Annotated in this window: 18 protein-coding genes; 11 read left to right on the top strand and 7 right to left on the bottom strand. The window is 61.9% G+C overall.

All coding sequences use genetic code 11. The features are described 5' to 3' along the window. Positions 1-418 precede the first annotated feature (418 nt). The 6 genes from FQ746_RS32645 to FQ746_RS32620 form a co-directional block, all read right to left on the bottom strand. Positions 419-1,534: an amidohydrolase family protein gene (locus FQ746_RS32645; protein WP_144113919.1), complete on the bottom strand. Its 1,116-nt coding sequence runs from the start codon at positions 1,532-1,534 to the stop codon at positions 419-421. Between the two features lie 49 nt (positions 1,535-1,583). Then, complete coding sequence (locus FQ746_RS32640; RefSeq protein ID WP_409932457.1) at positions 1,584-3,263, bottom strand: cation acetate symporter; 1,680 nt, start codon at positions 3,261-3,263, stop codon at positions 1,584-1,586. Continuing rightward, the gene (locus FQ746_RS32635; protein WP_186310899.1) at positions 3,260-3,595 is read right to left on the bottom strand and encodes a DUF485 domain-containing protein; all 336 of its coding nucleotides are present in this window, start codon (positions 3,593-3,595) and stop codon (positions 3,260-3,262) included. Before FQ746_RS32635 ends, FQ746_RS32640 begins: the two co-directional genes overlap by 4 nt. Positions 3,596-3,709: 114 nt before the next feature. After that, positions 3,710-4,933, bottom strand: a complete 1,224-nt coding sequence (locus FQ746_RS32630) for an FAD binding domain-containing protein (protein WP_144113917.1) — start codon at positions 4,931-4,933, stop codon at positions 3,710-3,712. Then, entirely contained in the window at positions 4,930-5,421 is a 492-nt protein-coding gene (locus tag FQ746_RS32625; RefSeq protein WP_144113916.1) for a VOC family protein, read from the bottom strand. Before FQ746_RS32625 ends, FQ746_RS32630 begins: the two co-directional genes overlap by 4 nt. 246 nt (positions 5,422-5,667) lie before the next feature. Continuing rightward, complete coding sequence (locus FQ746_RS32620) at positions 5,668-6,387, bottom strand: TetR/AcrR family transcriptional regulator (protein ID WP_144113915.1); 720 nt, start codon at positions 6,385-6,387, stop codon at positions 5,668-5,670. A gap of 320 nt (positions 6,388-6,707) precedes the next feature. On the opposite strand from FQ746_RS32620, the gene FQ746_RS32615 reads away from it, so the two are divergent. From FQ746_RS32615 to FQ746_RS32565, 11 genes are all read left to right on the top strand, one after another. Continuing rightward, complete coding sequence (locus FQ746_RS32615; RefSeq protein WP_144113914.1) at positions 6,708-9,725, top strand: winged helix-turn-helix domain-containing protein; 3,018 nt, start codon at positions 6,708-6,710, stop codon at positions 9,723-9,725. A gap of 242 nt (positions 9,726-9,967) precedes the next feature. Continuing rightward, entirely contained in the window at positions 9,968-11,689 is a 1,722-nt protein-coding gene (gene poxB / locus FQ746_RS32610) for a ubiquinone-dependent pyruvate dehydrogenase (RefSeq protein ID WP_144113913.1), read from the top strand. Positions 11,690-11,917: 228 nt separating this feature from the next. Then, positions 11,918-14,095 (top strand): FUSC family protein, encoded by a 2,178-nt coding sequence (locus FQ746_RS32605; RefSeq protein WP_144113912.1) that lies wholly within the window; start codon positions 11,918-11,920, stop codon positions 14,093-14,095. Then, positions 14,092-15,603 carry an efflux transporter outer membrane subunit gene (locus tag FQ746_RS32600; RefSeq protein WP_144113911.1) on the top strand — a complete coding sequence of 504 codons (1,512 nt, stop codon included), beginning with the start codon at positions 14,092-14,094 and terminating at the stop codon, positions 15,601-15,603. The genes FQ746_RS32605 and FQ746_RS32600 overlap by 4 nt, the downstream gene beginning before the upstream one ends. Further along, positions 15,587-15,787, top strand: coding sequence for a DUF1656 domain-containing protein (locus FQ746_RS32595; protein WP_144113910.1), 201 nt, complete (start codon positions 15,587-15,589; stop codon positions 15,785-15,787). The genes FQ746_RS32600 and FQ746_RS32595 overlap by 17 nt, the downstream gene beginning before the upstream one ends. 63 nt (positions 15,788-15,850) lie before the next feature. Continuing rightward, positions 15,851-16,810 carry an HlyD family secretion protein gene (locus FQ746_RS32590; protein ID WP_186310891.1) on the top strand — a complete coding sequence of 320 codons (960 nt, stop codon included), beginning with the start codon at positions 15,851-15,853 and terminating at the stop codon, positions 16,808-16,810. A 190-nt stretch (positions 16,811-17,000) separates the two neighbouring features. Continuing rightward, a complete protein-coding gene (locus tag FQ746_RS32585; protein WP_144113908.1) occupies positions 17,001-17,438 on the top strand; it encodes a PRC-barrel domain-containing protein in 438 nt (145 codons plus the stop codon). A gap of 290 nt (positions 17,439-17,728) precedes the next feature. After that, positions 17,729-19,552 carry a PAS domain S-box protein gene (locus tag FQ746_RS32580; protein WP_144113907.1) on the top strand — a complete coding sequence of 608 codons (1,824 nt, stop codon included), beginning with the start codon at positions 17,729-17,731 and terminating at the stop codon, positions 19,550-19,552. Continuing rightward, a complete protein-coding gene (locus FQ746_RS32575) occupies positions 19,542-20,240 on the top strand; it encodes a response regulator transcription factor (protein WP_144113906.1) in 699 nt (232 codons plus the stop codon). Before FQ746_RS32580 ends, FQ746_RS32575 begins: the two co-directional genes overlap by 11 nt. A 346-nt stretch (positions 20,241-20,586) precedes the next feature. After that, entirely contained in the window at positions 20,587-21,543 is a 957-nt protein-coding gene (locus FQ746_RS32570) for a helix-turn-helix domain-containing protein (protein WP_144113905.1), read from the top strand. Between the two features lie 263 nt (positions 21,544-21,806). Next, positions 21,807-22,220: a DUF3331 domain-containing protein gene (locus FQ746_RS32565; protein ID WP_144113904.1), complete on the top strand. Its 414-nt coding sequence runs from the start codon at positions 21,807-21,809 to the stop codon at positions 22,218-22,220. Positions 22,221-22,638: 418 nt separating this feature from the next. Here the strand turns inward: FQ746_RS32565 and FQ746_RS32560 are convergent, their stop codons facing one another. Continuing rightward, the gene (locus FQ746_RS32560; protein ID WP_144113903.1) at positions 22,639-23,628 is read right to left on the bottom strand and encodes a cytochrome d ubiquinol oxidase subunit II; all 990 of its coding nucleotides are present in this window, start codon (positions 23,626-23,628) and stop codon (positions 22,639-22,641) included. Positions 23,629-23,631: the final 3 nt, after the last annotated feature.

Here is a 23,631-nt window from a genome sequence, read left to right as displayed (position 1 = left end):
GCTGAAGATCCTGTCCATAGCCGCTGCGACCTCCTGTTTTGATTCCGACGACATGTCTTGCCCGATGGGGAAACAATACGATTCGCCGCGGCCAGGCGCTATCCCTACATTGGGCTCGCGTAGTCACCCATGGATTCACGCTTCTCATCCGCGCGTATAGGAATTGCCAGAAGCTGGCAGGAGGACGGCGCACGGCGCCGGCGGCTTTCGATGCACCCGAGGTCGTCTGCGGCCACAGCGTGCACGCGACGCCACCCAACATGGTGTCGTACAGGATCTCCCATCAGATGACGGGAGCCGGGTTGACGTATAGCGAAACCCACGCGTGCGAACCACGACCCCGGCGAATGCCGCGGCAGTGATTCTTGCATTCGTGATCGAGCAGATGCCCGCCATGACGAGCGCGGCCAGGCTCGCGTTAGATTTTCAGCAGGTGCGCCGCGTTGCCGCCGAGAATCAGATTCTTCTGTTCGGACGGAAGGTCGAGTCGATCGAGGTACGTGACTGGCTGCTCGTAGCCCATGTCGAAGCAGTAGTCGCTGCCCAGTACGAGGCGGTCGATGCCGACGTTCTGGATCAGGAATTCGAGCACGGGACCGGAATGCGAGACCGTATCGTAGTTGAAACGGCGCAAATAGCTGCTCGGTTTTTGCGCCAGCCTGCGTGTTTCGGGCCGCACCGTCCAGCCCGCGTCGATGCGGCCCATCAGGATCGGCAACGCGCCGCCCGCGTGCGGCAACGTGATGTTCAGCTTTGGATGCCGGTCCATCACGCCGCCGAGTATCAGGTGGGAGCCTGCAATCGCGGTGTCGAACGGATTGCCCAGCAGGTTACTCAGGTAGTAGTCGCCGAGGCGCGCACCGCCGACCGTTTGCTGCGGATGCAGAAACACCGGCAGGTCCAGTTGCTCGATGCGTGCAAAAACCGGCTCGAACAGCGGGTCGTCGAGGTCGCGGTTGTTGACGTTGGTGCCCATGTAGACGCCACGTACGCCGGGTAACTCGGATGCACGTTCGAGCTCGTCGATTGCATCGTGCGGATTCAGCATTGGCAGCGTGGCCAGCACGACGAAGCGGTCCGGATACTGCACATGTATCGCGGACGCCGACGCATTCCACGTTTTCGCGAGTTTTGCGTTAAAGGCGCGGTCGGCCCAGTAGGCCATCGGCACGCTCAACGACAACGCCTGCATGTCGACGCCGGACGCGTCCATGTCGGCGAGCCGCTCGTCGATCCTGATGAACTTGAGCGGCAGCGGCCCGAGGCCACCTGCAGGTGTCTGGAAGCTGAAGCTCGTGGCGTCGCAGGTGAATTTGCCACCGAATTTCGCACCTTCGCTGCCCACCAGCTCGCAATAGCTTTCGGGGTAGTAGTGCGCGTGAATATCGATCGAGCGGCTTTTGCCTGCAACGCCAGCGGCAGTATTCGTTTGGCTTGCGGTGGCGGACACGCCCGAGGCGAGGCCCCCGGCCAGCGCGGCCAGTGTACCGAGTACGCGGCGGCGTTTCGGTGAAATACAACAGCTGCAATCCATGAGTCAGTCTCCCTTGTAGGTATTGAGTGTCGGCTTCGGGAAGCCGACGTTAGCCGTGCTTGACCATGCCGAGCTCGCAGTCGACGAGCTGGTTGCCGTACAGCGCGCGTTCGCGCGCAGCGCGCGTCGATGTGTCCGTGACCGAGAAAAACACCACGCCGGCGAACGCAACGATCATCGAGAACAACGCGGGATATTCGTACGGATAGATCGCGTGCGCGTGACCGAGGACCTGGACCCAGACGGTCGGGCTGAGGATCGTCAAGGCGACGGCTGAGATCAAGCCGAGTGAGCCTCCGATCACCGCGCCGCGCGTGGTCAGTCCGCGCCAGTAGATCGAGAGCAGCAGTACCGGAAAATTCGAACTGGCCGCGATCGAGAAGGTCAGGCTCACGATGAACGCGATGTTCTGCTTTTCAAACGCGATGCCCAGCAGGATCGCGAGCACGCCGAGCACCAGCGTGGTGATGCGCGAGACCCGCATTTCCTCACGGTCCGTCGCGGCGCCGCGGCGAATCACATTCGCGTACAGGTCGTGCGACACCGCTGAGGATCCGGCGAGCGTCAGACCCGCGACCACAGCGAGAATCGTCGAGAACGCAACTGCGCAGATGAAGCCGAGAAAGACGTTCCCGCCCACTGCATGCGCCAGATGAATCGCCACCATATTTACGCCGCCGAGCACCGCACCCGAGGCGGTGTGATATTGCGGATCGGTCGCCACCAGCGCAATCGTGCCAAAGCCGATGATGATGATCAACGCGTAACCAATCCCGACAATGCCCGTCGCGTACAGAATACTTTTGCGGGCGGCTTTGGCGTCGCTCACCGTAAAGAAGCGCATCAGGATGTGCGGCAGGCCCGCCGTGCCGAAGATCAACGCAAGACCGAGCGACACAGCGGAAACCGGATCAGACACGAGACCGCCGGGGCTCATGATCGCCGCGTGTTTCGGGTGGGCGAGGATGGCCTGTGAAAACAGCGCATTCATGCTGAAGCCAAAGCGGCTCATCACCATGAAAGCCATGAATGCGGCGCCCGCCAGCAGAAGTGCTGCCTTGATGATCTGTATCCACGTCGTAGCAAGCATGCCGCCGAAAAACACGTACACCACCATCAACACGCCGACCATCAGCACGGCTGCCGTGTAGTTGAAGCCGAACAGCAATTCAACGAGCTTGCCGGCGCCGACCATCTGCGACACCAGATAAAGCAGCACGATCACAATCGAGCTCGACGCGGCAAAGGCGCGAACCGGACGTTGTTGCAGCCGATACGAGACGACGTCGGCGAGCGTATAGCGGCCCAGATTGCGCAGTGGCTCAGCGATCAGAAAGAGAATGATCGGCCAGCTGGCGAGAAAACCGATCGAATAGATCAGGCCGTCATATCCACTCGTGAAGACAAGCGCGGAAATGCCGAGCAGGGATGCGGCGGACATGTAGTCGCCCGCGATGGCCCAACCGTTCTGGAAAGCGGTGATCTTGCCGCCCGCCGCGTAATGGTCGGACACACTATGGTTCTTCTTCGCCGCCCAGCGCGTAATGAACAGCGTCGACGCGACGAACAGCAGAAACATGCTGATCGCGACCGGGTTGTGCGCGTGCGTCGGCGCTGCGGTTGCGGTTGCGGCTTCGGCGGCGGCCGCCGGCAATGCGGCGAGGGTGCAGCAAGCCCCGACGGACATGACCCTGACAAGCCGACTGCGCGAGAGAGAAAGACGTTTCATTGCCGCACTCCTTGCCGGATTTCATTGACTGTACGGTCATGAAAGGTGTTGGCGCGCGTCACATAAACGGCGACCAGCACGAAGGTAAAGACGAACATGCCGAAGCCGACGGGAATCCCCCATGTCGCGGGATAACCTTCGACAATCGGCCGGCCCAGCAGCGCCGGCGCGAAAGCGAGCGTGAGGATGAAGGCGAAGTACACCGCCAGCATCAGGATGGTGAGGGTCCACGAGAAGGTGCGCCGCTTACGCACGAGCGCGCGAAAGCGCGGATCGTCGAGCAGCGGATTCGCCGCAGGCGGCGCTTCGGTGGCGGCGTACTGCGCGCTCATCGAACAGGTTGGGGCAGCATGTTCCACTTTGTCTCCTTTTGAAACGACTTCTCTTTGATGTTGCAACTCTGGTGCTGCAACGACCGATCGGATCTGCCGTCACCGCACTGAATGTCAGAAGCGGGCCGGTACTGCGGTTTCACGCATGACGGCGTCCGGCGTGCGATAGCGCTCGGCCATTTCACGGTCGACTTCGTTCTTCAATTGCGCCTGCATGTACGCGCCGAGGTGCCGTGCGTGCTGGACGATTGCGGCGCCCGCCTGGGTGCGCTCGTTGCTGTAGTCCGCGAGTGCGTCCTGTACGCCGCCGTGTGCGTTGAGCGCCTTGACTAATGCCATGGCGTCGCTGGCCGCCTTGGTCACGCCCATGCCGCAATGCGGACGCGCGACGAAAGCTGCATCACCGAGCAAGGCAATGCGGCCGAACGCCATCTGTGGTACTTCGAGATCGAAGATGGGCTGGAAAAGCGGCTGCGTGGCTTTGGTCACAACTTCGCTGAATTGCGGAGCGAGCAGCGTGAGCGCTGCGTTTTCCATGTCGGCGAGCACGTCCTCGCGAATCAGTGTGGGGGGAATGCCCCCTTCCCATCGCTTGCCGGCCGCATCGGTGAGCAGGTTCGGCAACTGGATGTCTTCGCTGGTGGCGCGATACCAGACGAAGTTGTAGCGACGCTCGCCAGGCGTCGTGCTATTGCCTTGGCCCGCAACCGGATAGCCGAGAATCTGCTCGCGCGGCGGCAGGCAGAATGCGAATTTTTCGAACAGGGCGTCGCGGGTTTCGCGGGTCAACGATGCTTCGTCGACGAGACCGCGCCATGCGACATAACCGGCGTATTGAAGCCGGACATCGGGCAGAAAACGCTCGCGAATCGCGGACTTGAAGCCGTCTGCCGCAATCACGAGATCTGCATGCAGCACCGTGCCATTGCCGAGCGTCACTACCGCCTGGTCCGGGCCGTCCTGCACCGTGGCAACCGTGCCGCCGGCGTGGTAGTGAATATCGGGCAGCGCAGCACGCAGGACGTGGTACATCTTGCCCCACGCGGTGAGCGTTTGCGGTAGAGCGCGTTCGGACAGCACCTCGCCGTTCTGCGCGAACGTAACGCGCGATTGCACCTTGACGCCGATCGATTCGTCATATTCGATACCGGCTGCCGCGAGCACGTCGAATAGTTCGGGGTGCGTGACAATACCGGCGCCGCGCCCTGCCAGCTCATCCGGTACACGTTCGAATACGTCGACGTTCCAGCCGTTGCGCACCAGCAGGTTGGCTGCGAACAGGCCGCCTAGCGAGCCGCCGACAATGATCGCGCGCTTACTTACAAAGGATTGGCTCATGCTGATTCTCCTGCGCCGACCGCGGGTTGTGCGATGGCGGCTTGCGCTTCGGTCAGGCGTCCGATTTCTTCGGCGGGGAAATTGAGTTCGATGGTCACGCCAGAGGGGTCTTCGATAAACACCTGATGCAAGCCGAGGCTCGGCACCGTGCGGTCGCGCCAGGCGATGCCTTCGGCCTTTAACGTTTCCCACATTGCGTCGACGCCCGTCGCGAGGAATGCGATGTGGTCGACCGTGCCGGTGCCGCTCGTGGGCAAGCTCTTATCGCCGAGATACGCAGTGAGTCCGGCAGGGTTGTTCGGATCCGTACCGATTATGTGTACCGTGCCGAAGTCGGTTTCATCGCCGCCTTTGTAGAGCCAGGCACCCGGAAAATCGAAGGGCGGGCGGTAGCCCCGCGTAAAACCCAAAATCCGTTCGTAGAAGCGGCAGGATTGCTCGAGGTCGGTGGTGCGAATCGAGTAGTGGGCAAGTTTTGTAACGGGCATCTTTGACTCCTGCTATGCTATTTATCGATCGATTAGTGATCGTTGGATAAATTGTAGGCGAATGCGTGAGCGGGAGAAAGCCGCGTATCGCTGGTGTTTACCCTGTAGTACGGAGGCAGTAGGAGTGATGCGATGAACGTGAGAATGGATGGTCAGCGCGCTGCTGGCCGCGGCTGCGTAACGTGTCGCGAAGGGGGGCGTTGCGCCCGCTGCGCATCCCTAAGCGGTGCCTGCGAAGGACTGCATTCAGGTTTTGGAAATGACTTTGGCGCGCGCAAATTCTTTCGACGCATGGGCCAGCGCGGCAGGCACGCCGTTGAGGAAAGCGTCGACCTGACGGGCAATGTGGTCTTCGATGTTATCCGTGACCGGCAGGCCGTAGATCCACTTACGCACGCCGAGATAGAAGATGCTTGCGTGCAGACTCCAGATCAGTTCCAGATCGACTTCGCGTTGTTTCGCACCGGCGGGCGCGGGCAGGTCGTAGGCTGCGCGGATTTCCGCCATCACCGGCAGAAACACGCGCTCACGCAGTCGTGTCAAATATTTGGAGTTGATGCCTTCCCGCGTCAAGCCAGCGAAGATAAAAATCCGGATCCATTCGCGCCGCAGGATCACTTCCGAATACGACGAGTAGAAACTGACCATGCGATCCTGGACAGGGATGGAGCGGTCCTTGATCAGGTGCTCCCAGCTGGAGTCCCATCGGTAGACTTCTTCGTAAACGCGGTCGATCAAAGCTTCCTTGCTCGGAAAGTAGCGGTACAGAAGCGGTTGCGTTACACCGAGTTGGCGCGCCAGTTCGCGGGTGCTCCCGGAAAAGCCATGGGTGGCGAAATGATCGATGGCCTTCAGAACGATCTGACGCTCCCGTACTTCAGGCGCGAGCCTGCGCGTAACGGGCTTATCGTGCTCTTGCGCCTCGCTCTGCGACGCTGTTTCGACCGACCGTACTTTTCTCGGCATCTCTTATTCGGCACCCAATATGTTGGCACGCATCATACAAAGATTAGCCTGGTGTGGCTAGGCGAGGTTCCGGCTTCGTCACCGGGCGCCATGCATGAGAATCACGCATCGCGGCGGGCGGCGCGACGCGCGATTCACGCCTGTGCGGCTTTGCTGCAGTGTGCGCTCAGTCCAAAAATTTCGAACAATAGCTTCGGTTTTTTCCGCGCACGCCGTTTCTGCGGTGTTCTAGAATTCGGGGACGCAACGCTGAGCGCATCTGTCGCCATTCTCTTGAGCCTTCTCACATTCTTCCAACCGCTGCGTCCTGGGTATCTCGCATGATTTGCATCGGCCCGCTTCAGGTGGACATCGACCGTCGGGAAGTATTCCTTGACGGTGAACCTGTACGGCTCGGCAGTCGCGCCTTCGACGTGCTCGCCGTGCTGATCGCCGCGAACGGCGCACTGGTGTCGAAGAACGAGATGCTCAAGCAGGTATGGCCGCATGCGATCGTCGAAGAGAACAGTCTGCAAGTGCATATGTCCGCATTGCGAAAGATGTTGGGCGAAAGCCGTGGGTTGATACAAACGGTTTCTGGACGCGGCTATCGGTTGGTACGGAGCGTCGCCGCTGGCGATGCGGCCGGCACCATGGACACCGAAGGCGTTGCTGCAGAGCTCAGCGGGTTCGAGCGGCTCGGCGATGCCTTGCAGAGTCGCACTGTCCCGAACAATCTGCCGATCCACTTCTCCCCGCTAATCGGGCGCGACAAAGCCATCGACGATATCTCGCTGGCGCTCGCCGCATCGCGTCAGGTCACGCTGGTCGGGTCCGGTGGTATCGGCAAAACGCGTCTCGCTGTGGAGGTCGCGCGTGGCCTGTTAGCACGCTTTCCCGATGGCGTCTTTCTGGTGTCTCTTGCGACCACTTCGGACACTGACAGCGTCCTCGCGGCATTTGCGGCCAGCGTCAGCGTGAATCCGGGGATCGGTCCGCTCACGGTCGCGCGCCTTGGCAAGGAACTCAACCAGCGGCGCGTGCTGTTCGTGCTCGATAACTGCGAGCATGTACTCGGCCCTGCCGCCGAACTGGCGGAGACCTTGCTCGGTGTCGGTCCGGCGATCTTTGTGCTCGCCACCAGCCGCGAGCCGTTGCGCATCATGAACGAACACCTGTACCGGGTGGCCTCGCTGCAGGTGCCCAGTCGGAACGATCAGAGCCAAGACGTTCTGCAATGCAGCGCCGTCGAGTTGTTCATTTCTCGCGCCCGCGCGATCGATGCGCGCTTTTCGTCCGACGAAAAAAGCATTCATCTGACCGGCATGGTATGCGGACGACTCGACGGCATACCACTGGCAATCGAACTTGCGGCGGCGCGCGCGGCGATCCTCGGCATCGAAACGCTTGCCGGGCATCTCGATGATCGCTTCAACACGCTGACAGGCGGCAACCGAACCGCATTGCCGCGTCATCAAACGTTGAAAGCGACGCTCGACTGGAGCCACGCGCTACTCGACGAAGCCGAGCGCGCGACGCTGCGCCGGCTCGGCATTTTCGTGAGCAGCTTTACGTTGGAAGCGGCGATCGCTGTCGCCAGCGACGGCGCGTTGCGGGAACTCGACGTGGTCGCGGCCGTGTCCGGCCTCGTGGAAAAGTCGCTGGTGGTGACACGCATGGAGCGCGGCAGCGCGAGTTATCGTCTGCTGGAAACCACGCGCGCCTATGCAATGCAGAAACTCGACGACAACGGCGAGCGACGCTTCGTCACGCTGCACCACGCACGCTATTTTCTGAGTTTGCTGGAGCGCGCTGCGCCACCACGTGCGGACCCTTCGAGTGCACCCGCGGACGGTTGGCAATATTGGATGCGTGCGCTGCTCGACGACCTGCGCGCGGCGCTCGGTTGGGCCTTGTCATCGAGGGGGGACGACGCGCTCGGCGAAACGCTTGCCGTCAGGTTCGTTTTTCTGCTGTACGAGCTTTCGCTCGTCGACGAGTGCTGTACCTGGGCGCGACGGGCGCTTGACGGTGTGGCCGCGACGCACCATGGCTCGCGTTCTACTCGTCATCTGCGCGTGCGGATGCAATTGCAGGCGGCGCTCGCGGCGGCGCTCGTCTATGTGAACGGACCGAATAGGGAAACGCACGGTATCTGGTCCGAGACGCTGGCCTCGGCCATCGCGCTGGGCGACCATGTGTTCGAAGCGCGTGCGTTGTGGGGCATGTGGAACGCGAGTCAATCGTCCGGCGCGGCGCGCACCGCGCTTGCGTTCGCGCGCCGTTTTGCGTTGCTTGCCTCGGAGGTGGGTGACACGAGCGGGACGATCCTCGGTTACAGGTTGCTGGGCATCGCATCGCATTACACCGGCGATCAGCAGCAGGCGCGGGCCTCGCTTGAACAGTTGTTGCATCACGGCGACGACCTGCAGCACGGCCTGCCGCTCGGACAATCGGTCGATCAGCGCATCGTCGGCACCGCAACCCTTGCGCGGGTGCTCTGGCTGCAGGGGTGGCGCGATCAGGCGCTCAGGCTCGCGGAAGATGCTGTCGTCGCTGCATGCGATCAGCAACAGGCCATCGTGACATGTTATGTGCTGGTCGAGGCCTTAGTGCCGTTGACGCTGTTATCGGGCAAGCGGGAGCGCGCGGCCCAGGCAATCGAATTGCTGCGTGAGGTATCCGAGCGCGCGGGCTTGAGCGTATCGCTCGCGTGCTGCCGCTGCTTCGATGAATACCTCTTCTCGATGCATGACACCGGAGCCGGGCGGCTAAAAGCTTTCCGCGCGGCGCTGAACGAACTGGAGGCGCTCGAATTCGGCGCACCGCGCGCCATGCTGATAGGACAGTACAGCCTGGCGCTCGGCCGCGCGGGTTGGCGGGAAGAGGGCATCGCGACGGTCAGGGGCGCGCTGGTGCAGTGTGACGAAACCGGCGACTACTGGTATGCCGCGGAACTTAGACGCATTCATGGGGAGTTGCTGGTGATGGGGCCGCCCGCTGCACTGGCGTCCGACACGGCAGTGCGAGATGCGGAAGCCTGTCTGATGGCCGCGCTGGAGGAGTCGATGGCACAGGGATGTCGTTCGTTTCAGCTGCACGCGGCGACCAGCCTGGGAGCGCTCTGGCATGGGCAAGGCCGAAGCGCGGAGGCCGCCCAGCTTCTGCAGTCGGTCTGCGCGAGAATGACCGAGGGCATCGAATGGGACGACTATCGGGGCGCCGTGCAGTTGCTGCGCATCGCCAGGGCGGCCAGCGGACAGGACTGGCCCGCTGAGTCGCCATGCGCATCGGAGGCCGCAGAATCGGCCTGCCCGCCCGTCAGCCAGCGGTCACGCAAACTCAAGGCGCGCAGCTAGGCGCCCTCTTCGCGCAACATTCTCTGTTGCGCCTCGTCGTCGATCAGATCCGGCCGATCCAGCTTCATTAAGTTGTTTTCAGATGTAATTCAGGACATTTCGCCGCCACTCTCTTAGCTTGAGAGGGTTGGCAGAACAATGCCGCGACGCGCGCCCGCGACGGTCTTTTCCCGTATTCAAGTACGCGGTTCCGATTCTTCTGCGCCCGATCGATCTTCATTCACCCTGACAAGGAGTCAAGCATGGCCAGCAATACCATTGCCGCCTACCTCGCCGGCACACTCGCCGCAGCGGGTGTTGAACGAATCTGGGGAGTGACGGGCGACAGTCTGAACGGACTCGCCTACAGCCTCGGCGAGCATGGTTCGATCCGCTGGATGCACACCCGCCACGAGGAAGCGGCCGCGTTCGCGGCTGGCGCGGACGCCGCTTCGAGCGGCCGGCTCGCAGTGTGCGCGGGCAGTTGCGGGCCTGGCAACCTGCATCTGATCAACGGTCTGTTCGACTGCCATCGCAATCAGCAGCCGGTGCTCGCGATCGCGGCGCACATTCCGTCGACGGAGATCGGCCTCGGCTACTTTCAGGAGACGCATCCCCAGGAGCTATTCAAGGAGTGCAGCCATTATGTCGAGGTCGTGTCGTCCGCCGCGCAATTCCCACGTGTGCTGGCGCGCGCGATGCGCACCGCGGTGGAGGAGCGCGGCGTGGCAGTGATCGTGTTGCCGGGCGATGTGGCTTTGAGCGAAGGGCCGGCCGAGGCGCCCTCATGGACCGAAAGCGCGCCGCCCAGAATCCTGCCCGCCGAAGTCGACCTGGATCGCCTCGCGGTGATGCTCAACGAGTCCGATGCGGTCACGATCATGTGCGGCAGCGGTGTGCAGGGGGCGCACGACGAAGTAGTGGCGCTCGCCGACACGCTCGGCGCGCCGATCGTACACGCCATGCGCGGCAAACAGTTCATCGAGTACGACAATCCCTATGACGTCGGCATGACCGGATTGATCGGCTTCAGCTCGGGCTATCACGCGATGATGTCGTGTGACACATTGCTGCTCTTGGGCTGCGACTTTCCGTACCGTCCGTTCTACCCGGCCGCTGCGAAGATCATTCAGGTCGACTGGAAGGGCTCGCAACTCGGTCATCGCGCGCCGCTCGCGCTTGGTCTGGTCGGCACGGTGAAGGAGACCGTCGCGGCGACACTGCCCCGGCTGCAAAGGAAGACCGATCGCGGCTTTATCGACAACGCGCGCAAGCACTATGCGTCTGCGCGCAAAGGCCTCGACGATCTCGCGACGCCGGCCGGCCCCGGCCGCCCGATACACCCGCAGTATCTGGCGAAGATGATCGACGAAGCCGCGAGTGACGACGCGATTTTCACCGCGGATGTCGGCACGCCGACCATCTGGTCTGCCCGCTACCTGACAATGAACGGCAAGCGCCAGTTGCACGGCTCGTTCAACCACGGATCGATGGCTAATGCGATGCCGCAGGCGCTCGGCGCACAGGGCGCGAATCCGCAGCGGCAGGTCGTGTCGTTATCGGGCGACGGTGGTCTGTCGATGCTGCTCGGCGATCTGCTCACCGCGCGGCAACTCGCTTTGCCTATCAAGGTGGTGGTGTTCAACAACAGCCTGCTTGGTTTCGTCTCAATGGAACTGAAGGCGGGCGGCTACCTCGACACCAACGTCGATCTCGCCAAAACGGATTTTGCGGCGATTGCGCAGGGCGCGGGCATTTTCAGCATCCGTGTCGAGGAATCGGAAGATGTGGCGGCCGCGCTGAAGCAGGCGTTCGACCATCCTGGCCCGGCGCTAGTGGACGTTGTCACTTCGAGACACGAACTGGCGATGCCGCCGTCTGTCGCACTGGCCCAGGCCAAGGGTTTCAGCCTCTATATGCTGCGCGCGATTCTCAACGGACGCGGTGACGAGATCGTCGAACTGGCGCGGACCAACTTGCGCTAATTGTGCGAGGACTGCTGCGGCAGGTCGGGGCGCCCGCCGGAACGACATTCGCAGGGTGCGCCCGAACAACATCCATCACCCAGCGCATGCGCAAAAAACGTGCGAATCCGCAAAGCCGGCCATTCTGTCCAACGCAAACTGCACATAGTAAATAGCGCGGTAATCGCGAGGCTGGCTAGCCTGCGCGTCCGCATCACGAGTGCATGTCGAGCGACCGATGAGAACCCTATGACCCCGCAAGCGGATGCCAGCAACGCCGCCCTGCCTCGATGGCGGGAGGAGATCAGGACCTACTGGACAGACGACGGCCCGCGCTTTCGCCATATCGCGAAGGTGGCGATTGCCGTGACGCTCGCGATGGGCCTGTGCATGCGCCTCGAACTGCGTACACCGGGCACTGCGATGGTTTCGTGCGTCATCGTAATGATGCATCAGCAGAGCGGCATGGTGATTGCGCGAGGCTTCTATCGTGGGTTGGGCATGGTGTGCGGCAGCATCGCCGGGCTATTGCTCGTCGCGTTTTTTCCTCAACAGCCGCTGCTATTTCTCTTCGCGCTGGCGGTCTGGATCGGTGCGTGTGTGTTCGGCGCGGCGTACTACAGAAATTTCCAGTCGTATGGTTTCGTGCTGACCGGCTACGGCACGGCAATCACGGCGATGCCGGTCTGGGCCAATCCCTACGGTGTCTACGACAATGTTGTGTTCACGGTCAGCGAGGTCGTGATCGGCGTGGCATGTGCATGCGTGATCAGCGCGGTGGTGTTCCCGCGCTCGGTGGTGCCCGAACTGTATGCGTCGAGCCGTAAGAATATGACCGATCTACTGAACGCGATGCACACGATGCTCGACGGCGCGACGAGTGTCGCCGGGTTCGACACCTTTCTCATGCTGATTCGCGAGCGCGTCGGCGTGGAAAGTCTGCGCAGCGGGGCGGTGTTCGAGGACCCGTCGATCCGTCTGCACAACCATGTCTATCTCGACCTCGACCGGAGTTTTCTCGACACCGTTACGTGGATACACGCGTTGCATCAGTTGAAGGTTAAAGTCGCGGCCGAAGCCGATCCACGCGCACGCGCCGCCGCCCAAGAACTGATCGACGGCCTGCTCGCCCTGGTGCCCAAGCAGGTGCTGTCCGGGCTGGTCACGTCGGAACAGGTCAGGACCCTGTCGCGCGAACTGGGTACTTTCGAACGGGACTTACCGGCCGACCTGGGGCGCCTGCTGCAATCCCTGGCGGATCTTTCGCCGCATCAGCGGCAGTTCGTGGCAACCACGGGTGCCGCGCTGTTCTTTTCGATCGCCGATTTGCGCCTGATGTGCCGAAGCTACCTGGATGCGCGCACCGTCGGCCGTTTGCCCTGGCCACAATCCGTGCTTCAGGCGATCAGCCGTATCGGCCGGACACGGGCGACGGCCAACCGCACATCCGCGACGATCGCCGGCGCGCGAGCGGCCGTGGCCGTACTGGTGGTCGGCGCGGCGTGGATCGCGTCGGGGTGGGTGGGCGGCGCGAGCGCGATCGTCGCGGTGGCGATTACAAGCGCGTTGTTCGCGCTCGTGCCCAATCCCGCTGTTGCCAGCTGGCAGATTTTCGGAGGCTGTCTCGGCGGCTGGCTTGCCGGATTCGCATTCAACTTCTTCGTGCTGCCGCGCATCGATACATTCGAATTGCTGGCTGCATCGATGGCGATCGTCGTGATGGTCGGCAGTTATCTGAACACCTTCGCGAAGACGGCAATTCTGGGGCTCGGCTTCAGCATCTATTTCTGTTTCATTGTCGGCATTACCAATCCCACGGTCTACAACCCGAGCGCCTACCTCGACACAGGCTTTGCGCTGCTATGTGGTATCGCGGTGGCCGCCGTCGCGTTCTCGGTTCTGGTGCCGCGCGCCGGCGACTGGATCACGGCCCAATATCTGAAACAGATTCGCGCGCTGATTGCGCACGATGCACGCGAGGCTGACCTCGACGACCTGCTTTACACGTTCGAACTGAGCCTGCGGGATTTTATCCTGCAGATCGCTTCGGCCCCGGTGAATGCACTCGTGAATCGCGATCAACTGATCGGCTGGGCGTTCGCCGCGCTGGAGATCGGCCGCTCGATGATCCAGATTCGCCTCGATACGCAAGAGCTCGGCACGACCTTGCCGCCGGGCTGGTCCGCGGCGCAGGACGCCTGGCTGGCGGCGCTCGCCGAGGTATTTGCAGCGGCCACGCCCCAGGCTGCCGAAGCCGCGCTGGCCGCGACGCGGCGCGCGCTGGACATGTTGCCGCTCGGCGAAAATATCGCCGTCGATGCAATGACGCTCACACGCTACCGGATGCGGGCGCTGCTGCACTTCACCGAATTGACGCTGCGTGACGAGACCCTGGCGCTTTGGCAACAGACGGAGACGGAGCGATGAAAGCCCCCTGTGCCTCGTCGTCGGTGCGCGCCAACCGCCGGGTGCTTTCGCTATTCGCCGCGCTCGCCGGCACGTTGTTGGTCTCGGGCTGCATCACCAGCGGCGGGATTCACATGCACGAATCTATGATCGATCCGGCGACGCTCGATCCAGGCGCGGCGCTGCGCGCCACGCAAGCCGACGCGCAATGGCCGGCGGAGAGCTGGTGGCGCCAATGGAACGACCCGCAACTCGACACGCTGGTGCAGAACGCGACCGAGGGCAATCCAGGCCTGCGCGCCGTCGAAGAGCGGACCGACGCGGCGCGTTTTCAGGCGCAGATCGCCGGCGCGGCCGAGTTGCCGCAACTCGACGCGAGCGGCAGCTTCGAGCGCCGGCGATACGCACGCTATACGAGCCCGGCGCCGCCGGGTGGCACTACGGTGTGGAGCAACAGCGCCCAGGTGGACCTTTCGTATGATCTGGATCTGTGGGGCAAGTCGCGCTCGATTCGTGAAGGTGCGCTGGACAATGTCCACGCGGCGGCTGCGGACGCGCGCTTTGCGGAGCTCGAATTGCAGACCGCCGTGGTGCGCAGCTATGTCCAGTTGTCGTTGCAGTATTCGCTGCTCGATGTCTACGGGGCCGTGCAAATCGAACAGCAGCACACGCTCGACATCGCGACGCGCCGCTGGCGCGCGGGCGTTGGCAGCGGACTCGAAGTCAGCCAGGCGCAGACCCAACTCGCGATCAGTACGACGCGGGTGCGGCAGGCGCAGCAGCAACTCGCCCTCGAGCGCATCAGCCTTGCCGGACTCGCCGGCAAGGGGCCGGGATACGGCGATTCGCTGCGCCGCCCCAGCCTTTCGCTGAGCGTGCCGGTGACCTTGCCGGCATCTTTGCCGGCAGAGCTGATCGGCCATCGTGCAGACGTGGTCGCGGCACGCTGGCGGGTGCTCGAAGCCGACAAAAGCATCGACGCGGCGCACGCCGATTTCTACCCCGACATCAATCTGCTTGCGACCGCCTCGCTCGGGTCGGCAGCAACGTTCGGGGGCTTCTTCAATTTCCTGAATAACGACGGCATGGGCCATGGCGTGGGGGCGGCGATTTCGCTGCCGATCTTCGATGGCGGCCGGCGGCGCGGCAATTACGGCGTAGCGGTGGCCTCCCGCGATGCCGCCGTTGACGCGTACAACCAGAGCGTGGTGAACGCGATGCAAGCGGTCGCGGCGCAGGTGGTGTCGATGCGCTCGCTCGAACAGCAGCAGGCGTCGGTTGAGAACACGCTCGATTCGGCGCGCCAATCGTTCAAGCTCGCCGACACGGGGTATCGCAGCGGCATCACCGAATTTCTGAACGTGCTGGCGGCGCAGAACGAACAGTTGCAGCAGGAAGAAAGCCTCGCGGCGATTCAGGCCAAACGTCTCGACGCATGGGCGCTCCTGATGAAGGAACTGGGCGGTGGCTACGTGTCGGCGCCCCCCCATCCCACAGTGGAAGGAGTGGCCAATGCCGGGGGAAATTGACCTTTTTTCTTTGCTTGTGCCAGGGCTCCTGCCGATTCTCGCGGGTTGCGTGCTGTTCTTTGTCGCTCTCGATCTCGTGTTGGCGAGGCTCGGCTTCTATCGCTTGACGTGGCACCCGAGCCTGTTCCGGGTCGCGCTATTCGCTGCGCTCTTTAGCGGCGCTTCGCTGCTGTTGTGGCGATGAACCCTGACGGATGTCCGAATTTATGAATCCTCCCACTGCTCACGTTCACGCCGGGTCATCGAGATGAAGATGCAATCTATCCTGCGCGCGGCTTTTACGCTCACGCTTCTTGTCGTGGCGGTCCTGCTGGTACGCATGCTGTGGCTAGACTATATGTTCTCGCCGTGGACGCGCGACGGGCGTGTGCGCGCACAGGTCGTGCAGGTCGCCACCGACGTGTCGGGCCTGGTGAGCGAAGTACGAGTCAAGGACAACCAGCTGGTGCGTAAAGGCGACATTCTGTTCGTGCTCGACCCGGCGCGCTTTCACTATGCCGTTGCGCAGGCCGAGGCCGATCTGCTACGTGCGCAGGCGCAAATGGCGCAGGCCAAGGCGCGGATGGCGGCGAGCGAATCCAGCATGGCGATGAAGCGTGCCCAGGCGGCGCGCCGTGCCAGCCTGGCTGGCGACGTGATTTCAGACGAAACGCGGCTGGACTCGGCTTCGGTCGCCAAACAGTCGGCATCCGACTATTCCGCGGACGTCGCCGCCTACAGCGCGGCCGAAGCCGCCGTCAAAGCGACGGTGGTGGCGCAGCAAACGGCCATGCTGAATCTCATGCGCAGCGAAGTGCGGGCGCCGTCCGACGGCTTCATCACCAACCTGAACCTTTATCCCGGCGATTTCGCCACCGCCGGTACAGCGCGTATGGCGCTGATCGACTCGCATTCGTTCTGGGTCTACGGCTATTTTGAAGAAACGAAGCTGCCGCAGGTGCATGTCGGCGACCATGCAGTGGTGCGGCTGCTGTCGGGCGGTGAGGATATTCAGGGGCACGTCGACAGTCTGGCAAGCGGAATCGCCGACCGCGACAACCCGACCAGCAATGGCGATCTGCTAGCGGATGTCAATCCGATCTTCACGTGGGTGCGGCTTGCTCAACGCGTGCCAGTGCGCATTCACCTCGATGAGGTTCCCGACGGCGTCAAGCTCGCGATGGGCATGACCTGCACGGTAACGCTGCGGCCACGGGGCGTCCGGTGAAGTGGGTGTGGCGCGCAATCGAGGGAGCGTGCGCAAAAATCCATGCTGCCATCGTGCGAATTCGAAAACGTGCCGGGCGAAACGGATTCAGAGTATCGGTCAGCGCAAGCGCGGCAGGCAGCACGTCAGATGCAGGCACCGCGTTGCGATCAGTCGTTTTCAATCAACGCATCTCGTGGAGAAAGTCATCATGAAGGCAAAGTGGACACTCGTATTTCTGGCGGCGTCGGCGTTTGGCATGGTGTGCCAGCAGGCGAACGCGCAGGTCGCAGGCGCGCAGCCGATCGGCATCAGCGTCGAGCAGGAGCAGATTTTGATCGAAGGCTGGAGCGTCAAGAAGAGCCTGCTCGGCAAGAGCATCTATAACGACAACGGAGAGAAGGTCGGCGTGCTGCACGACATCATCATCGCGCCGGATAACGCCGTTTCGTTTGGGATCGTGGCGGCTCACCAGTTTCTCGGCGTCTCGCAACACGATGTTGCGATTCCGATGTCGCAGCTAGACTACCTGAACGGCAAGCTTGTATGGGCCAGTGCGACGCGCGACGTGGTCAAGGCGCTGCCCGTGTTCCAGTATGCGAAAGTCCGCACGGTTCCGATTGCCCGTAAGGATTACGGTCACCATTGATTGAAGGGTATTGCGCGGCGGCCAGCGGCCGCCGGCGCCGATATGATTTTGGAAGGTTTCAGGAAAAATAAGTATCGCCATCGATGTGGCTCGCGCAAGATGCCATTCAGATAGAGAGCTACCCCCGCCGGTAGGTCTGAATGTCATCTGCTTCGACAGCCGCTCTGGCTGTGATCCTGACGGACAGGCCGCCGGTATTCATCAACGAATGCCCGCTTTGAACGCCATGTCCATGCTCCCGTTGTTCGCTGCGCTCCACTGCCGTCTGGCGGCCCGCTGATACGGCCGTCATGAAAGCCTATCGCCCTGCCTTCCCAACCGTGTCGCGCGACGCCAATGTCGTGACGATAATGGCCACCCTCATCGCGCTCGTGGTCTTTGCTATCGACGCGCTGACGCCACTCGATATCGCGGTGGCCGTTTTCTACGTGGTGGTCGTGCTGATGGTCGCTTCGACCGGCAAACGCTCGACCACGGTCACGGCGGCGTGGGGCTCCGTGGTGCTGACATTGCTTGGCTTCGTGATGTCGCACGAAGATACCTATTCGATCGGCGCAATAGCACGCTGCTCGGTAAGCCTGCTGGCGATCGCCACGACTTCGATGCTCGTGCTGCGAAACCTGACGGCGACCGCGACCTTGCAGGAGCAGGTGGAATTGCTCAATCTCGCTCACGACGCGATCGTCGTGCATGACATGAACGATCGCATCACCTTCTGGAATCGTGGCGCCGAGGTCCTGTACGGCTGGAGCGCGCAACAGGCGCTCGGGCAATCGCTGCAGGAAATGACGCAGACATCCTTTCCGGTTCCGTACGAACAGGTCCGTGCCGAACTGCTCAGCTCGGACCGTTGGCGTGGCGAGTTACGGCGCGTGCGGCGTGACGGCAGCGTTGTGGTGATATCCAGTCGTGCCGCGTTATGGCGCGATGCGAAGGGCAATCCGCGCGCCGTGCTTGCGACCAACAATGACATCACCGGCCGCAAGCACGCGGAGGTGGCTCTCGAACGCAGCGAAGCATTTCTGCGCGACGCACAGCGGTTGAGCGGCACTGGCAGCATCGCGGTGCGTTTTCCGGACGGCGAGATGTGGTGGTCCGACGAGGCCTACCGCATTTTCGACTACGCGCGCGACACCGTGCCGTCGCCCGAGGCAATTTTTGCGCGCACGCATCCCGACGACCTTGCGCTCGTGCGTGGCGTATTCGAACAGGCTGCTGGCGGCGATCCGCTAGTCGACCTCCAGCATCGGCTCTGCATGCCCGACGGCCGGACCAAGTACGTGCACTTCGTTGCTCATCTCGCGAATACGGATGAAGGTCACACCGAGTATGTCGGCGCGCTGATGGACATTACCGAAACCAGGCGCGCCCAGGAAGCGCTTGCGCGTTCCAACGACGAACTCGCCCACGTGACGCGGATCACCATGCTAGGGGAACTCGCTGCTTCGATCGCGCACGAGGTGACGCAGCCGATTGCGGCAATCGTCACGCGCGGGGGTGCGGCGTTGCGTTGGCTGAATCGCCCAACGCCGGATATCGACGAAGCGGTACAGTCGGTCGCGCAGATGATTCGTGACGCCAAACGCGCTGACGAGGTCATCCAGCGGATCCGTACGATGGCGAGAAAGCGCGAACGTCTGGCTGCGACCGTGGATCTGAACGGCATCGTCAGTGAGTCGATCGAACTGGTACGGCGCGAACTCGAGCGTCATCGCATCGAATTGCGACTCGATCTCGCGGTGCCTTCGCTGAAGGTGTGCTGCGATCGGGTGCAGCTGCAGCAGGTCCTGATCAACCTGATCATGAACGCCATGCAGGCTATGGCGGAGATCGCGGGACCGCGCCGGCTGCGGATGGCCACACGCCATTCAGACGATGGGCAGGCGCAGTTGATCGTGCAGGATTCGGGAACGGGCATCAACGACGAAGATGCAGGACGTCTGTTCGATACGTTCTTTACCACCAAGGTCGACGGCATGGGTATGGGCCTGTCGATCTGCCGCTCGATCGTCGAAGCGCACGGCGGCCGTATCTGGGCAGAGTCGCCGGCCACGGGTGGCGCTTTGCTTCAGTTCGTCCTGCCCACTGATGAAGGGAGTTTTCATGAGCAGTAGTTCGCATAGCGAGGCAAACGCCGATGCTGCCAACAAGGCGAGCACCGCGATGGTGTATGTCGTGGACGACGACGAGTCGATGCGCGATGCCGTCAGCAACCTGCTGCGCTCGGTCGGCCTGAGTGTCGAAACGTTCGGCTCCGCGCAGGAGTTCCTCGCGTTCGACATGCCCGACGTGCCGAGCTGCCTGATCCTCGATGTACGCCTCAAGGGACAAAGCGGGCTCGCTGTGCAGGAGCAGATGTCCACGAGTCAATTGGGTTTGCCAATTGTCTTCATGACCGCGCATGGTGACATTGCCATGACGGTCAAGGCGATGAAGGCAGGCGCGAAAGACTTTCTCGCCAAACCGTTCCGGGATCAGGACATGCTGGACGCCGTCGCGCACGCACTGGCGAGCGATGAGGAGCGGCTTGCCATCAGCCGCTCGGTGGCGGATCTGCGACGTTGCTATGAGTCGTTGACGGCGCGCGAACGTGAGGTCATGGCTTTTGTGGCCGCCGGTCTCATGAACAAGCAAATTGCAGGCGAATTGAGCCTGAGCGAAATCACGGTCAAGATTCACCGCGGCCAGGCGATGCGCAAAATGTGCGCTCGCTCGCTTGCGGATTTTGTGCTGAAAGCGGAAGCCCTCGGCATCAAGGCGCCGCAAGGCACGACAACACCAGTGCGTAATTCACGAGCCTAGACGTGCTCGAAGCTGTGTGAAGTCGTTACCCGATCTCTGCCTGCACAGCCTGGAGCGCTATCGGACCCATACGCAGGTATAGGTCATTCACCGTTTCTGTCAACGCAACGCCGCAGTTCTCCATTCATTTCGATCCGCGCCCGCGCTCACTCCCGCCAGGCGTGGCGCAGCGTCGCCTGCAAGCTTTGCCGCACGACTAAACCTGCATATGAGACGACCCAACCATTGGTCATTTCAGGCAACCGTATGTAGGGCTGGTTGGACACATTGCTGTGCGATACCTTGGAGTCAATGCAGCGCCGCTCTTTAACGGCACTGATACACCACTTACCTGGATGACCAGATCATGATCAGCTCGTCGACGTTATATGCCGAACCCGCAGTGGACGTTGTCCGGAGGACTCGGGTGAATCGGATTGGCATGGAGCATCAATGGCGTTCTCCTTGTCACGAAGATAGCGAGGCACGCGGGCACGGCAACATCCTCGTGTCGCGCTGGACTCGCCACGAGGCGCAGCCACTGGAGGTTGTCAACCCCGGCAGCACCGCGCATCACTGCATTGCGATGAATCTCAAGTGCACGTCCCTCACGTTCTCCCATGCTGGCCGCACGCTCGTGCGTGGCAGAGCGACAGCGGGCGCGGTACAGATCACAGCGCCGAGCGTTGCATGTAGTGCCTTATTCGAATCGGCGGCCGATGTGCTGCACCTGTTCGTCTCGCAGCAGGTGCTCTGTGAATGCTTCGAAGACATGTTCGGCCGGCCACATGCGGGCGATATCCGCATCGATGATCCGAGACTCGTGCGTGACCTCGCGCTGGAACGTCTTGGACAGGCCCTTGCCGTCGCGCAGTCGGACGACGCCGCACTCGGGAAGGTTTTCACCGACAGCGTGAGTCTCGCGATCGTGTCACGCGTGATTGCCCGGCATTTCACCGTAGCCGAGCAGCGGACTCGCGAGGCAAGCGCATTGCCGTCATGGCGTCTTAGCCGAGCGATTGAATTTGTCGATGCGCATCTGTCCGAATCGATCGGACTCGCGGATATCGCCGGCAGCACGGGTCTGACGCGGATGCATTTCGCGTCGCAGTTTCGTCGCGCGACTGGCATGCGTCCGCATGAGTACCTGCTGCGTCGCCGGATCGAGCATGCGCAACATCTTTTGCGCGAGTCCAGACATAACGTGCTCGACGTCGCATTGAGCTGCGGCTTCCGTTCGCAGGCCCACTTTACGACGGTGTTCAAGCGTCTGGTTGGCGAGACGCCGCATTGCTGGAGGATGAAGACGAATGGCGATCGTTAATCAGATTCACGCGTTTCTCGAAGTCAGCGAAAGATTTCTTCGGCAGACAGGGAGCGGCGTGATGAGCGACGGATGGCCGTCGCTCGATGCGTCGGGTGTGGCAGGCAATTTGGGAAATAACGGCACTTGTCATCAGAGCGGCAATGCAGTGCCGGCGTATCGACAGGACGGTGCCTGAACGCAATCTGACGCGTGGATCGCAGCGAACCGTGCTGAGCCTTATTTCCGACGGGTTTGGGTTTATCTGATACAGGAGTGCAATCATGCTGACGAAAGCGAGTTTTACCGATCCGTGGCTGCAGACCCTTGGGTTGTTGTCGGTTCTGTCGGGCGAGGGCGATGCCGGGGCGGTCGATGTGGCCTCCGTTGCGGCGCATGGCGAGCGTAGAGACGCGCACTTGCCCGTGATGGGTGAGCGATTCGAAGTGCAGGTGCATGTTATCGATCGGCCCACGCAGTCCACTGCCACTGTGGTGTGGCGGGATCCCACGCGGTGTTCGTATGGTGATCAGGTCTGGCACGCGACCCACGCGCGTGTGGCCGGGGTATGTGCGATGAGCGGAAGAGCTATTCGGGCTAGCGACGCTATTTATCGGCCCCGGCCTTGCCGGCCTGCTCCGCTTAATGCTGGGGCCATGATTTTGCGGTGCGTTGTCAATCAGGCCGTTTTGTCTTGAAAGTGGATTGCGCGGGCTTTGGCTCGTTGTCGTGACGGCGCGCGCGGCCACTCCATCTGCACCTCTCCCACGAGTATCCGAATTGGCCGAGTTTTGCCGCATGGGCATCGATGTCTGATAGGGCATCGATCCCAACTGCGATGGCAGCGTGACGCGCGGCACGACGGACCGATGCACAGGACCGTCGACGTAGCGTTCCCGTCCACATCCGGCTGGCCGTGCCCGTCTCGCATGTCGGTCTGAATCTTAATCTCCGCAATATCAGTCGTGGTGGCGCTGATGGCGCCTCGCCGATGCGAACGACCCGGTCGGCCGGAAGAAAGCAGGCCGGCTCGCAACTCGCAAACGTCTATGACGAAGGGACGGCCCAAACAAACGACGGGCCGCATGGTACGCGAAAAGTCAGGGAAAATAGCGATCATTCGCCGGGCTGGGACGCGCCAACCACCTTCCCTCGAAAAATATAATACTGATACAAGTTATAGCCGATCATCACGGGGAAGATCAACCCGATCCCGATCAGCATGAAAACAAGAGTCGAAGTATCGGAAGCAGCTTCGACAATGCCCAACTTCCCCGGCACAAAGTCTGGAAAAAGACTCACTGCCAGGCCCAAAAACGATAGCGCGAATAACGCCACCGAAGCCCGAAACGGCCCGCTCGAACTCCCCAGATAGAGCGACGCCATAATGTAGCCGAACGCAAGAGCAGAGGCGAGGCCGAGCGCAATCAGCAAATGAAACACGCCCGGCTGCGTCCACCGATCGCGCCCAACATCGCTGATGAACCAGGTCGCCGCAGTCAGCACAACGGCGGCGCCCACAGTGACAAAGCCGCTCAGCAATGCAAGGCGCCGCGACCATTGTTCGATCGCCCCCACGGTCTTGTTCACCAGGTAAGTTGAGCCGAGAAGCGAATAGCCGGCAACGACACCAATAGCGGATACGGCGACGAACACGCCGCTTAGGTCGCCCGGAAGCAAGCCCGTAATCACCTTGCCAAGTATCACGCCCTGAGCGATGGCGGCGACCAGACTGCCGATACCGAACACCGTGTCCCAGATGGGACCGTGCGACACGCTATGACGGAATTCGATGGCGGCGCCACGCATGATCAACCCCGCAATCAGGAGCATTACCGGCAAATACAGGTCTTGCAAAAGCATCGCGTAGGCAGCCGGGAAAGCGCCGAACAGGGCGCCACCCAACACGACGAGCCATGTTTCGTTGGCATCCCAGACGTGCCCGATCGTCTGAACCATCACGTCGTGATCCTCGCGACGCTTTCGCAGCAGGCTCAAGATGCCGATGCCAAGGTCGAAGCCGTCGGTGACGACATAGAAGACCAGCATCAGGCCAATGAGACCAAACCAGGTGACGGCCAGCATCGTGTGTGTGGAACTGTTCATGAG

Origin of the sequence: Paraburkholderia sp. BCC1886 (genome assembly GCF_900996245.1) — a bacterium.
GTDB lineage: Bacteria > Pseudomonadota > Gammaproteobacteria > Burkholderiales > Burkholderiaceae > Paraburkholderia.
This window is presented reverse-complemented; position numbering and strand designations above follow the sequence as displayed.